The organism is Marinoscillum furvescens DSM 4134, from assembly GCF_003386095.1.
Lineage (GTDB): Bacteria > Bacteroidota > Bacteroidia > Cytophagales > Cyclobacteriaceae > Marinoscillum > Marinoscillum furvescens.
In genome coordinates, this window is record NZ_QREG01000001.1 from 423,033 (window position 1) to 436,426 (window position 13,394).

12 protein-coding genes are annotated in these 13,394 nt (G+C 44.7%); 9 read left to right on the top strand and 3 right to left on the bottom strand.

The window, feature by feature from the left end; genetic code table 11:
• Positions 1 to 30 precede the first annotated feature (30 nt).
• From C7460_RS01935 to C7460_RS01955, 5 genes are all read left to right on the top strand, one after another.
• Entirely contained in the window at positions 31 to 1,485 is a 1,455-nt protein-coding gene (locus C7460_RS01935) for a CBM96 family carbohydrate-binding protein (protein ID WP_245986141.1), read from the top strand.
• A gap of 11 nt (positions 1,486 to 1,496) precedes the next feature.
• Entirely contained in the window at positions 1,497 to 2,261 is a 765-nt protein-coding gene (locus C7460_RS01940) for a glycoside hydrolase family 16 protein (RefSeq protein WP_115866368.1), read from the top strand.
• Positions 2,262 to 2,357: 96 nt separating this feature from the next.
• Positions 2,358 to 3,113, top strand: a complete 756-nt coding sequence (locus tag C7460_RS01945; protein WP_115866369.1) for a glucosamine-6-phosphate deaminase — start codon at positions 2,358 to 2,360, stop codon at positions 3,111 to 3,113.
• A gap of 9 nt (positions 3,114 to 3,122) precedes the next feature.
• Positions 3,123 to 4,691 carry a family 20 glycosylhydrolase gene (locus C7460_RS01950; RefSeq protein ID WP_245986142.1) on the top strand — a complete coding sequence of 523 codons (1,569 nt, stop codon included), beginning with the start codon at positions 3,123 to 3,125 and terminating at the stop codon, positions 4,689 to 4,691.
• 22 nt (positions 4,692 to 4,713) lie between these two features.
• Positions 4,714 to 6,315: a beta-N-acetylhexosaminidase gene (locus tag C7460_RS01955; protein WP_115866370.1), complete on the top strand. Its 1,602-nt coding sequence runs from the start codon at positions 4,714 to 4,716 to the stop codon at positions 6,313 to 6,315.
• A 70-nt stretch (positions 6,316 to 6,385) separates the two neighbouring features.
• On the opposite strand, the gene trmD is transcribed toward C7460_RS01955, so the two are convergent.
• From trmD to C7460_RS01970, 3 genes are read right to left on the bottom strand one after another with little or no spacing between them, the layout of a single operon-like run.
• Positions 6,386 to 7,060: a tRNA (guanosine(37)-N1)-methyltransferase TrmD gene (gene trmD, locus C7460_RS01960; protein ID WP_115866371.1), complete on the bottom strand. Its 675-nt coding sequence runs from the start codon at positions 7,058 to 7,060 to the stop codon at positions 6,386 to 6,388.
• Positions 7,057 to 7,587 (bottom strand): ribosome maturation factor RimM, encoded by a 531-nt coding sequence (rimM, locus tag C7460_RS01965; RefSeq protein WP_115866372.1) that lies wholly within the window; start codon positions 7,585 to 7,587, stop codon positions 7,057 to 7,059. Before rimM ends, trmD begins: the two co-directional genes overlap by 4 nt.
• 11 nt (positions 7,588 to 7,598) lie before the next feature.
• Positions 7,599 to 8,201, bottom strand: coding sequence for a 30S ribosomal protein S16 (locus C7460_RS01970; protein WP_115866373.1), 603 nt, complete (start codon positions 8,199 to 8,201; stop codon positions 7,599 to 7,601).
• 208 nt (positions 8,202 to 8,409) lie between these two features.
• Here C7460_RS01970 and C7460_RS01975 point away from each other — a divergent pair, with 208 nt between their 5' ends.
• Genes C7460_RS01975 through C7460_RS01990 form a run of 4 tightly spaced genes read left to right on the top strand, consistent with a single transcriptional unit; the run spans position 8,410 to position 13,393 of the window.
• Positions 8,410 to 11,124, top strand: a complete 2,715-nt coding sequence (locus C7460_RS01975) for a 2-oxoglutarate dehydrogenase E1 component (RefSeq protein WP_115866374.1) — start codon at positions 8,410 to 8,412, stop codon at positions 11,122 to 11,124.
• Positions 11,125 to 11,135: 11 nt separating this feature from the next.
• The gene (odhB, locus tag C7460_RS01980) at positions 11,136 to 12,671 is read left to right on the top strand and encodes a 2-oxoglutarate dehydrogenase complex dihydrolipoyllysine-residue succinyltransferase (protein ID WP_115866375.1); all 1,536 of its coding nucleotides are present in this window, start codon (positions 11,136 to 11,138) and stop codon (positions 12,669 to 12,671) included.
• A gap of 1 nt (position 12,672) precedes the next feature.
• The gene (locus C7460_RS01985) at positions 12,673 to 13,032 is read left to right on the top strand and encodes a nucleotidyltransferase domain-containing protein (RefSeq protein WP_115866376.1); all 360 of its coding nucleotides are present in this window, start codon (positions 12,673 to 12,675) and stop codon (positions 13,030 to 13,032) included.
• Positions 12,998 to 13,393, top strand: coding sequence for an HI0074 family nucleotidyltransferase substrate-binding subunit (locus C7460_RS01990; RefSeq protein ID WP_115866377.1), 396 nt, complete (start codon positions 12,998 to 13,000; stop codon positions 13,391 to 13,393). The genes C7460_RS01985 and C7460_RS01990 overlap by 35 nt, the downstream gene beginning before the upstream one ends.
• Position 13,394 lies beyond the last annotated feature (1 nt).

Genomic DNA, 13,394 nt, shown 5'->3' on the forward strand with positions numbered 1-13,394 from the left:
TATTTGTTAGATCCAAACGAAATATCTAAAATGAAAAGAAATAAACTAAATATACCTTTCGGATGGTTGCAGTCAATGTTGCTAGTGCTACTAACATTGTCCAGCTGCGAAACCCAGGACGATTTCGAATATAAAAAGAGCAACTCAACGGGTGAGCTCGGAGTTTCGGCGTGGGAGTACATTCAGAGTAGCGAGTACTTCACACTTTTGGAAGAGGCTATCAACATTACAGAGCTACAGTCTTACTACTCTGGAGAAACGGCCAAAACGTTCATTATTCCTACAAATACTGCATTTGAGGAATATCTGGAGAGCAACTCTTACACCAGTCTGGACGAGGTGCCCGTGCCAATCCTTCGCAATGCACTCATGTACCACATAGTGAATGCCGAGGTGATTTTTACGGATCCAGAACTGTTTTCCAGCAATAAGCCTATTGCTTATGAGACTGGCAATGGTCAGACTATGTACCTATCGCACAATAGCAACTTTGTCGGTTACGTAAATGAAGGCACCAGCAAGCAATGGGATATCAGCACTTCTAACCTTGAATCTACCAATGGCATTATACATATCGTAAATTCGGTCGTGTACTTCTCTGCTCCTATTGGAGATCTGTCAGTGCCAGACCCTACGATAGAGCGGGACACAGCTTTTGTACTTTATGATACTTACGTAAACGGTGGTTCACAATCAGGCACCAATTTCGGAACGAATGCTAAAATCTTAATGAAAAATGCTTCCGGAGATGGCGGGCTTTATCAGAGAAGACCATTTCTAATGTTTGATCTTCGTGATCTGAATAAAGAGGGTGTTATAACCGACCTAGAGTTACAACTTTCTATTTCATTCACGCATGGAAAAGGTGTAGGCCTGTATGTATATGAGACAGATACCAACTGGACAGAGATGGGGCTCAATTGGAACAATGCGCCTTTCCCTACTGGTGAAGCGATTAGCTCTATCACTTCTGTGAAGCTGGCTGCAGGGGAATACTTCGCTTTTAATCTCACCGATTATTATCAGTCTTTGGATGGTAAGAAAAGGATTTCTCTAATGCTTGATGCGGATGAGGAAAGCAATGAGACTGATGAGTTTGGTTCGAAAGAAAACGGCACACTTGCTATGCCTATGCTTATCGCTACCATTGCTACAGGTGTCAATTCACTAGAACTGGCAACCAACACCGGATTCACCGTAGAGGCTGAGGGTTCGTACGCCTGGAATACTGAGATGCTGGAAGCAACAGGAGCGGCGGCTATTGATCTTATCTACACGGTGGAGGAAATCCCTACAGCGGGCTGGCTTGTAAAAGGAGCGAGCATTCTGAGCGTGGGAGATCGTTTCACGCAAAATGATATCGACGTGATGAGTCTGCTCTACATCAATGATGGTACAGGTCCGTCTGATAAAGTGGTTTTGACAGCAAAAGACCGTACTGGTGGCAGTATTGATTCATTCGAAGTAGCCATTAGCATACAGTAGATAAATCAAAGATGAAAAAAACATTAAGAACCTCTGGGATAAAACTACTCGTACTGATCACGCTAACATTTAGTGGATGTTCGGAAGGGCACACGGCCAATGACACGCCTCCTGAGCCGGAATCCCAAACCAGAATCATCGAATTTTCTGGTTATGAGTGGGTGGTTAGAAATTCCAATAATGAAACAGTGGGCCCTGGTCCAAACTATTTTTCTGATTCGGAAGAAAACGTATGGGTTGACGACAAGGGGAGGTTGCATTTAAAAATTGTACAGCAAGGTGGAATTTGGTACTGTTCAGCAATCTCCCTGCGTCGTTCACTTGGTTACAACAAATATGTGTTTTACGTCGGTAGTCGAGTAGATCAGCTAGATCAAAATGTGGTTGGAGGCTTGTTTACCTATATGAATGACTATGAGGAGATCGATATCGAATTTTCCCGATGGTCAGATCCCGACAATCAGGATGCACAGTTTGCAGTGCAGCCATCACATGAGTCTGGAAATAAAACGAGGTTCGACCTTGCTATTACTGACAGTCTGACCACTCATTACTTTGACTGGCAGCCTGACAAAATAGATTTTGCCAGCTACAGAGGTCATACGCTCGAGCCGGCAGACAGTAGTGCTATAATCAGTTCGTGGAATTATACAGGAAACAGTGTTCCCCCAGACAGTGAAGAGCGATTGAAAATCAATCTATGGCTTTTCAGAGGAAGAATGCCATCTAATCTTCAGGAGCAAGAAATGATTATAGACAGGGTAGAGATATACTGATTTAATAACCAGAGATTGGAATGCCTGGAGTCCCCTAACTCCAGGCCTATTTCAGATACTCAGCTCACTTTTTAATTGAAATAATTAGCATAAAGAATGACAGAATTAGATAGAGATATCCATGTTTTTCCTTCTGCCCTTTCGGCAGGAACCGCCATAGGAGAAGCTATCGAGAAGTGCATAGTCAAGCTGCAGAAGAATAAGAAGACGATTCGGATGATTTTTGCGGCTGCACCTTCGCAGAATTATATGTTGGAGTATTTGACCAAATCTACCAGCATCAACTGGTCTCAGATAGAAGCTTTTCATATGGATGAATACCTGGGGTTGCCAGCACAGGCGCCACAGCTTTTTTCCAGTTATTTGGAGGAAAGACTTTTCTCAAAAGTGAATTTCAAAGCCAGTCATAAGATAGACAGCCATAAGGAGATATCTGAAGAGATAGCGCACTATTCGAATCTTATTACAGCACATCCAATTGATATTGTCTGCCTGGGAATAGGTGAAAATGGTCACATTGCTTTCAACGATCCTCCGGTAGCGGATTTCGATGATCCGGTGGTCATGAAAGAAGTGGTTTTGGATGAAGCATGTCGCATGCAGCAGGTTCACGACGGATGTTTTGGTAGTATAGATGAAGTGCCAAAGACCGCATTGACGCTTACGATACCTACACTTTTGGATGCAGAAAACCTGTTTTGTATCGTACTTGGAAAGAACAAGAGCGAAGCTGTAAGAGATACTTTGAAAGGATCTATTTCAACGGATTGTCCGGCTTCCATCCTTACCCGGCATCCTAATTGTCAGTTCTATTTTGATGAAGAAGCATTTGGAGAAGTAACGGACATTTAGAAACTAGATATGACGATCAAAACAGGAATATCAACAGGTTTAAAATTCGGGTTGCTGGTATGCTGTCTGGCAGTGATGCTCTCTTTTGGCGTTTATGCGCAGGGTAGTGAGTCGGCAGGTTTTCCGGTCAAGGGATTTCATCTTGATCTCCGAATTCAGGTAATGACGCCAGAGGCACTTAAGTCTTTTACTGATCAATTGTCTGAGATGGGAATGAATACCTTGGTGATGGAGTGGGAAGGAACCTATCCATTTGAAAAACATGCGACCATCTCCAATGAGTATTCTTACACCCGCGAAGAAATACTTGATTTCGTGGCATATTGTGAAAACCTGGGCATTGATGTGATTCCCTTGCAACAGAGCCTTGGTCATGTGGAGTATATTCTGAGAAATCCTCGGTATAGCCACCTGAAGGAGGATAGGAAAGACATTTCTCAGATCTGTCCGATGAAAAGCGCTGAAAGTAAAGCTCTTTTCACAGACCTCTTTTCAGACCTGGTTTCCACTCACGACTCAGACTTTATTCATATCGGCGGAGATGAGACTAAGCTACTGGGACACTGTCCGGTTTGTGCTGCCAGAGTAGAGGAAGTAGGTAAGTCAAAGCTTTTTGTAGATCATATGAAGATGATCGCTGAGATCGTAATTGACCTTGGCAAAAAACCTGTCATGTGGGCGGATATTATTTTGAAGTATCCAGAAGCAGCGGAGGAGCTACCTGCCGAGACCATTTTCATTGATTGGAACTACGGTTGGCGAATCAATCACTTTGGAAATATTTCTGACTTGCAGGAAAAGGGCTTTGTTTTTTGGGGAGCGCCTTCGATCAGATGTCATCCAGATAACTGGTTTGTTACTGATTGGCCCACGCATTTCAAGAATCAAAAAGAGTTCATTCCATATGCCCGTGAAGCAGGCTATGAAGGCATGATCATGACATCCTGGTCTACGACTGGTGTGTATGGTTTCACTTGGGATGTAGGCTATGATGTCATAGACATGGTTCAAATTCGAAATACCTACCCTATGTCAGGTTTTCGTGTTTTGATGGCTAGTTATGATCAGACGCTGGACCAAAGCGAGGTTTTCGATCCAGAAACGTTTGTCTTGAAATATGCCAAAGAGAGGTTTGGTTTGAAGAAGCAGGACGCTGCTACGTTATGGCAGTTTCTTTCAGTTCGCCCAGAACTTATAGCCAATGGTAAGCCCCAATGGAGTGAGAGCGTTTCACAAATGGCAGAGAAATATGCTGCAGTGAGAGATCCATTGGTTTCGGTCAAGCCAAATAAAAATGAAGAGGAGTTCGATCACTTCAAATTGATGGCGGATTTGCGCATGCATTATCTGGACTTCAAACAAGTAGAGGCACGATACAATTCAGAGATCTATACACCTGATCAAGCTGCTGGTCTCCTTTCCGAGCTGGATAGAATTTTGGCAGAGGCCAAAGCTTTGGACGCGAGGTTTACAGAGCTGAATAAAGGCTTTTTGTATGATTCAGAGCTTCAGGAGCAAAACGAACTGAGGGTACAGCAAATCCACGTACTATACGATCGCCTTGCTAAATTAAAATAACATTCTAACGAGATTCTAAAACATGCATATATTCAAATCATTGATTGTAATGGTTTTTGCTTTATCCTTTTGTCAGGTGAGCGCTCAAGCAGTAAAAATCATACCAGAGCCGGAATCCATTGTTTATGGAGAGGGTGTTTTCAAACTAGGTACTCAAACTAAGGTCATAGCATCTCCCGAGCTGGAAAATGAAGCTGATTTTCTAGTTGGTATTTTGGAAAGCGGATTTGGATCAAAACCTAAAACCGCTAAAAAAGGAAAAGGAATAGTTCTTCAATTTGACAACTCGCTGTTAGAATCAATGGGCGAAGAGGGATACTCTCTTTCTGTAACTTCTGGTGGTGTAAATATTTCTGCGGCAACTCCCGCAGGAGTGTTCTATGGTATACAGTCCTTTCGTCAACTGCTCCCACAGGATTTCGAATTTGTAAATTGTGAAGGAGTTGAAATCCCCGTTCTCGATATCAGTGATAGTCCCAGATTTCCATGGAGAGCATTTATGCTGGACGAGTCTCGTCATTTCAAAGGAATGGCAGAAGTGAAAAAGCTGTTGGATCAGATGGCTTTACTCAAACTCAATACTTTTCACTGGCATCTTACAGATGATCAGGGCTGGCGGATTGAGATAAAAAAATATCCAAAGCTCACGGAAGTTGGAGGTAAACGAAAGGATACTCAAACCAGCTTCAGAAGTGAAGAGCGCACCGGAGTGCCTCACGAAGGTTTTTATACCCAGGAACAGATCAAAGAGGTTATCGCTTACGCTGCTGACCGTCATATTACCATAGTGCCAGAGATAGAAATGCCTGGGCATGCCATGGCTGCTGTGGCTGCTTATCCGTGGTTAGGTTCGCTGGGAACGACTACCGAAGTGTCTGAGATTTTCGGTAAAATGGATGACTCTTTCCGGATTTCAGATCCTGAAGTTGTGAGTTTCCTCAAAGATGTACTGGATGAGGTGATGGCGTTGTTCCCAGGAGAGGTAATCCATGTAGGGGGTGATGAAGTAAACCTAAAACCATGGGAGGAGTCGGAAGATGTTCAGGCATTTATGAAAGCCAAAGACTTGAATTCCCCTGTCGACTTACAGATATATTTTACCAATGAGATTTCCAGCTATGTCGATGCTGCAGGTAAGCGTATGATGGGATGGAATGACATCATGGGAGATGATATTCATGAAGAGAGAGAAGGGCAAGATACCAAAGTGGAACAGGAGCTCGCAAAATCTGCGATCGTACATTTTTGGAAAGGTGACCTGAAACTAATCACACGAGCGGTGCAGGATGGTTACGATGTGGTGAACTCCAATCACTGGGATACTTATCTCGACTACACATTTAAGCGTACTCCATTGTCTAAGTCTTACGCTTTCAATCCTATTCCAGAAGGTTTAGATGAAAAATACCATCATCATATACTTGGTCTGGGCACGCAGATGTGGAGCGAATGGATACCAGAAGTGTCTCAAATGCAGCGTCAGGTTTTTCCTCGACTAGCCATTTATGCAGAAGTAGGCTGGACACAATTGGAAAATAAGGATTTCGATCGCTTTAGCGAATCACTGGAATCTTTAAAAACCAGGTGGAAGCTAGAAGGGATAAACTATTATGATGGCGAATAGAGCCGTTAAGCTTTAGTTTCGGAGAGAGATGTATTAAGTGTGGCTGTCGATGATGGTCGCACTTATTTTTTTAATCAAGAAGGTCTGGTCGTCTTTCTTCAGTTCGCTTCACGGCCTGATCGTGGCGCCATTTTTCGATATTGGCCTCATGTCCGGAGGTTAGTACTTCAGGCACTTTCCAGCCTTTGTACTCTACGGGGCGGCTATAGACTGGAGGGGCCAGTAGATTATCCTGAAAAGAATCGGTGAGCGCGGAAGATTCGTCATTGAGAACGCCCGGCACCAAACGAATAAGCGCATCAGCCAGCACCATAGCTGCCAGCTCTCCACCTGAGAGCACATAATCACCTATGCTGATTTCTTTGGTCACCAGATGATCTCGCACACGCTGATCCACTCCTTTATAATGTCCACAGAGCAAAATCATGTTTTCATTTAGCGAAAGCTGATTCGCCATTCGCTGATTGAGCGTTTCCCCATCGGGGGTGAGGTAGATGACTTCTTCGTAGGTTCTTTGCTCCTTAAGACCGGAGATGCACTTATCTATCGGCTCTACAGAAAGCACCATACCTGCTCCACCACCGTAGGCATAGTCATCCACATTCTTGTGCTTGTTAGTGGCATAGTCACGCAGGTTATGTATCGCAATCTCCACATGCCCCTTGGTTTGTGAGCGCTTTACAATGCTCTGATTCATTGGGCCATCGAATAGATCAGGCAAGCAAGTGATGATGTCTAGTCTCATGATTTGTCCTCCAGGTATACATCCAGCAAGCCATCGGGCAATTCTGCCTTGATCACCTTTTCTTTCAAGTCTACCGACTGGATGATACCATCTTCGGCAGGGACCAACACTTCTACTCCCTGATGATCTACGTTGAGCAGGTGATAAGTGGGCAACTCGTAGATCGCCGTAACGGCACCTATTAATTGATCTCTGTCATAAAGCTCAAAACCAACCAACTGATGAAAATAATACTTGCCTTCGGGGAGTTGTGGCAAGCGATCGAGCGGTAGAAAAAGGTTTTTACCCACCAGAGGTTTAGCATCCTCTATAGACTCGATCTCTTCCAGGGCTACGATGGCTCGCTCTCCCTGGAGATGAAAGGATTCAACAAAAAATGGAACCAGTTTACCGCTGAGCTCAACGAACACTGATTCCATTTCCTGATATTGTTCGGGAAAATCCACATCGAGGAAAAACACAAGCTCCCCTCGAAGACCATGAGTCTTGACTACATTACCAAGCTGGTAGCATTCATCAAAACCCATCTACTACTGGATTAGTCCTTTTTTTCTTCTTCAGAAAACTCGTCTGCAGCTTTAGCTTCTGCTTCCTCTACAGCCTCTGACCCTTCTTCCTCTAGCGCTTTTTCTTCTTCGCTAGCTCCAGCCTCTGCTACTTCAGCAGCAAGTGCTTCTTCTGCTGCCTTCTTACGCGCAGCAATCGCCTCAGCTCTGGCATCAGACACTTTCTTCTCAGCTTCAAGTCTTGCTTTCGCTTTTGCAGCCTTGTCTGATGAAAGTTGATCCAATTTACCTTGAATCTTAGCATCCTTCTCCTTCACCCATGCCTCGAATTTCTTGTCGGCCTCTTCTTGCGTGATCGCTCCTTTGTTCACACCTACTTGCAAGTGCTTCTTCATAAGGATACCACGGTAAGAGAGCATAGCGCGTACAGTATCTGTAGGCTGTGCACCTTTCATTACCCAGTCAAATGCTTTTTCTTCATTCAAAGAAATTGACGCTGGGTCAGTATTTGGATTATAAGTCCCAATCTTCTCAATAAATCTACCATCTCGTGGTGCTCTTGAGTCTGCCACTACTACATCGTACATGGCTTGTTTTTTGCGTCCGCGACGCGCTAATCTGATTTTTACAGGCATAACTTTTTCTTTTGTTTATGGAACTCGTCCATGCAAAGATTTTTAAAGAGCCGCAAAGATACACTGTTTTCCACACTTTTGAAAGCCATGATTTAACTCTCAGTATTTACCCTGATATTTGTGTAAGCGGGTAGGCGATTTTAATCTTAAACATTCGTTCCATATATTTGTTTCTCAGAAACTAACGCTTTAACAACGCCCATAGATAATGGACAAATATTCATACATCTCCAATGCCGATGTGGGCTACATCGACGACCTCTATCAGTCTTTCAAAGAAAACCCTGAAAATATTGACGAATCCTGGAGGAAATTCTTTGAGGGATTTGAGTTTTCACAACAAAGATATGGTGACAATGGCGCTCCAGGAGCTGCCTTAGAGGGTTCCAAAGAAATTAAAGTCCGAAACTTAATCTATGCTCACAGATCCAGAGCACATCTAAAGTCGGACACCAACCCTGTACGCCCACGACGTAAGCACAACGTGCGGCTGGAGCTGGACAACTTCGGACTTTCGGAAGATGACCTAAACGAAGAGTTTGAAGTAGGCAGTGAGATTGGTCTTGGCAAAGCATCCCTAAAAACCATTCGCGAGCGACTAGCCAAAATATATCTTGGTCATATTGGGTATGAATACAACCACCTGCGCAATTCGGACATTTTCGAATGGATGAAAAACAAGGTGGAAACAGAAGGGGTAGACATCAACCCTCCGAAAGATGAAAAAAAACGTATCCTTTCTAAGCTTAATGAAGCGGTAGTTTTTGAAAACTTCCTGCACACAAAGTTTTTGGGCCAAAAGCGATTTTCACTAGAAGGTGGAGAAAACACCATCCCCGCGCTGGACAAAATCATCCGCAGAGCTGCGGAGCTGGATGCAGAGGAAGTAGTGATCGGAATGGCCCACCGCGGACGTCTCAACGTCCTGGCCAACATCATGGGCAAGACCTACGAAGAAATTTTTGCGGAGTTTGAAGGCAATACCGATCCTGACCTCACAATGGGTGATGGCGATGTAAAATATCACCTTGGCTACTCCAGCCACATACAGGTCAACGGCAAAAAAATCTATGTAAAGCTGGCACCAAACCCTTCACACCTGGAGGCAGTAGACCCTGTAGTTCTGGGCTACACCAGAGCTCAGATAGATGATGAGTATCGTGGAGATATGAAAAAGGCCGTTCCGGTGTTGATTCATGGAGATGCAGCCGTAGCAGGACAAGGAGTGGTGTATGAGTGCATCCAGATGTCGTTGTTAGATGGCTACCGATCAGGAGGCACTATCCACTTTGTGATCAACAACCAGGTAGGCTTTACTACCGATTACGACGATGCCCGCTCCTCTATATATTGTACCGATCTGGCCAAGATTGTAGATGCACCGGTGATCCACGTAAACGGTGACGATCCAGAAGCTGTAAACTTTGCTGCGAACCTGGCCATCGAATACCGCCAGACATTTAACAAAGACTTTTTCATAGACCTCCTCTGCTACAGAAGACACGGTCATAACGAAAGCGACGAGCCTAAATTCACACAGCCGAAGCTTTACAACCTTATCGCCAAGCATGCCAATCCACGTGAAATCTACGTGAAGCAGCTAGTAGAGCGAAAAGACATAGACAAAGCTGAAGCTGAAAAGCTAGACAAAGAATTTAAAAAACAACTTCAGGATCGTCTGGATGAGGTAAAACAAAAACCTCTTCCATACAAGCCACAAAAAATTGAAGAGGAGTGGCACTTTCTAAGAAGAAGTAAGCTCGAGGACTTTGACAAGTCACCAGATACCAGCATTTCGAAAGATACGCTTGAAAAAGTAGCCAAGGCACTTACCACAATACCTGATGGATTCAAGCCGCTTCGTCAGATCGAAAAGCTGCTTAAAGAACGCAACAACCATTTCTATGAGGAAAAATCACTGAACTGGGCAGATGCAGAGCTTTTGGCTTACGGATCACTTCTTTCTGAAAAGAAAATCGTGCGGATGTCTGGACAGGACGTGAAGCGTGGGACGTTTTCTCACCGCCACTCATACCTGTTCGACTCCAACACCAACGAGCCGTACTGCAACCTCGACCATATCCAGGAAGATCAGGAGCCATTTAGAATTTTCAACTCCCTCCTTTCCGAATATGCGGTTTTAGGCTTTGAGTATGGATATGCCATGGCCACTCCAAATGCCCTGGTGATCTGGGAAGCACAGTTTGGAGACTTCTCTAATGGCGCACAGGTGATGATCGACCAGTTTATCACCAGTGCAGAAACCAAGTGGCAGCGCATGAACGGACTGGTAATGCTACTACCTCATGGCTATGAAGGCCAGGGACCAGAGCACTCTAGTGCCCGCATGGAAAGATTCCTGCAGATGACTGCTCAGGAAAATATGATCATTGCAGACATTACCACTCCGGCCAACTTCTTCCACCTGATCCGAAGACAACTCACGTGGGAATTTAGAAAGCCATGTGTGGTCTTTTCGCCAAAGTCACTACTCAGACATCCTAAGGTTGTTTCGCCTATCGAAGAGTTTACGAAAGGAAGCTTCCAGGAAGTTCTTGGTGACGACTATGTGACCAACAAAAACGTAAAGAAAGTCTTACTATGTACTGGCAAGGTATATTTCGACCTGTTGGAGGAGCAGCAAAAGCGCAAAGCCAAAGACGTAGCAATTGTACGACTGGAGCAGCTGTATCCTTATCCTAAAAAACAACTGGAGAAAATACTGAAGAAATATAGCAAGCCTAAATTGGTATGGGTACAAGAAGAACCCGAAAACATGGGAGCCTGGAGCTTTATGCTGCGAATCTCAGGTCTGGACCTCACACTTGTTTCGCGCAAGTCGATGGCTTCACCTGCTACAGGGTATTCCAAAGTACACAAAGAAGAACAAGCACAAATCGTTAACAAAGCATTCGAAATATAACCAAGACAATTATGAGCCTTGAAATGAAAGTACCGGCTGTAGGTGAGTCGATCACCGAAGTGACCATTGCCCAATGGATGAAAAGCGATGGGGATTTGGTAGAAATGGACGAGGTGATCTGTGAGCTCGAATCCGACAAAGCCACCTTTGAAGTGACCGCCGAAGCTGCCGGCCAGCTATCCATCAAAGCCCAGGAGGGCGACACATTAGATATAGGAGCGGTGCTTTGTGAAATCGATGAGTCTAAAGCAGAGCAAAAAGAAGAACCTAAAGAAGAGCCCAAGCAGGAAGAAAGCAAACCTACCGGCGAAATCAAAGAAATGCATGTGCCTGCAGTAGGTGAGTCTATCAACGAAGTGACCATCTCCAACTGGACTAAGCAATCTGGAGATACGGTAGAACTCGACGAGGTGATCGCCGAAATAGAGTCTGACAAAGCCACCTTTGAGCTTACGGCCGAAGCTAGTGGCAAACTGGAAATCATAGCAGAAGAAGGAGAAACACTCGAAATAGGTGCCCTCATCTGCAAGATAGAAGTTAGCGAGTCTGCTGGCTCCTCTGCCAGCAGTTCAGATGCTGCATCAGACAGTTCCGAATCCAGCGCTTCATCAGATGACAATTACGCAGCAGGGCACGCATCGCCAGCAGCAGCCAAAATCCTGAAGGAAAAAGGAATAGATCCGGCAGATGTAAAAGGTACAGGCAAAGACGGCCGCATCACCAAAGAAGATGCCATGAAAGCCGAAAAACCTGCTCCGAAGAAAGAAGCACCTAAAAAAGAAGCTCCAAAGCAAGAGCAAAAGTCTAAGCCGAGCTACGACGCACCAGAAATCAAAACAGGTGCCAGCCGAGAGCAAAACCGTGAGAAAATGACCTCACTGAGAAAGACCATCTCCAAGCGTCTGGTTTCAGTGAAAAATGAAACGGCCATGCTCACCACCTTCAACGAGGTGAACATGCAGCCGATCATGGACATCCGCAAAAAATACAAAGAGAGCTTCAAAGACAAACACGAAGTAGGCTTAGGCTTCATGTCATTCTTTACCAAAGCTGCTTGTATGGCACTACAGGATTGGCCGGCAGTGAATGCTGCCATCGATGGTGAGGAGCTGGTATTCCACGACTATTGTGACGTATCGATAGCCGTATCTACTCCAAAAGGTCTGGTAGTGCCGGTAATCAGAAACGCTGAGTCGCTCAGCTTCGATCAGGTGGAAAAAGAAGTCATCCGCCTGGCTACCAAAGCTCGCGATGGCAAGCTCAGCATCGATGAAATGCAGGGTGGCACCTTTACCATCACCAACGGTGGTATTTTCGGGTCTATGCTCTCCACCCCGATCATCAACGCGCCTCAGTCTGCTATCCTTGGGATGCACAACATCGTAGAGCGTCCCGTGGTAGAAAACGGAGAAATTGTGGTGAGACCAATCATGTATGTGGCGCTCTCTTACGATCACCGCATCATTGATGGACGTGAGTCTGTAAGCTTCCTGGTACGCATGAAGCAACTCCTCGAAGATCCTACCAGAATCTTACTAGGCGTGTAAAATGACAAAGGCAAACGACATAGCGAAGCAGCAGGATCGAAAAGCTGAAGTTTTACGGCAAATCGGAATCGCTGCGGCTGTTTGCCTCCCAGCAGAAACAGAAGTCTTTATTTACGGTAGTCAGGCAAATCTAGAGCATTTGATTCCCGCAGATATAGACTTGGGGCTGCTACATACTGATAAAATACCCATGGAAGCGCTAGCAGATTTTATGATCATGTTGGATGCGCTTCCTATTTTATACCAGTTTGATGTCACTGACTTTCGTTCGGTCAGTGACAGTTTTCGGAGTGTTGCCATGAAAAATGTGGAATATTTAGACAGATATGATGTCATTAGAACTCCTAAAGGAACGAAATAAAGTTTTCAGAAAAGGTCTCTCTTCTCTGGAAGAAGCACTGAAGCTGCCCAAGTCTGAGATCGTGCGCGATGCGTGTATTCAGCGGTTTGAGTATTGCTTCGAGATGGGCTGGAAGCTTTTAAAACGAATAATTGAATTTGAGAATGGAGCTCCTGTAGCCGGAGGGATTACTTCGTGTATCAAAAAAGCCGTAGAACTAAGAATTATAGACCGGGAAGACTTGTGGCTGGATGCCCAGCGTGGCAGAAACCTCACTTCTCACACATACGATGAAGCGATCGCAAATGAGCTTTATCGAAACATACAGAATTACTACAAGACGTTTATTTCTTTATCCGATTTCATAGAAAAACACTATTGAT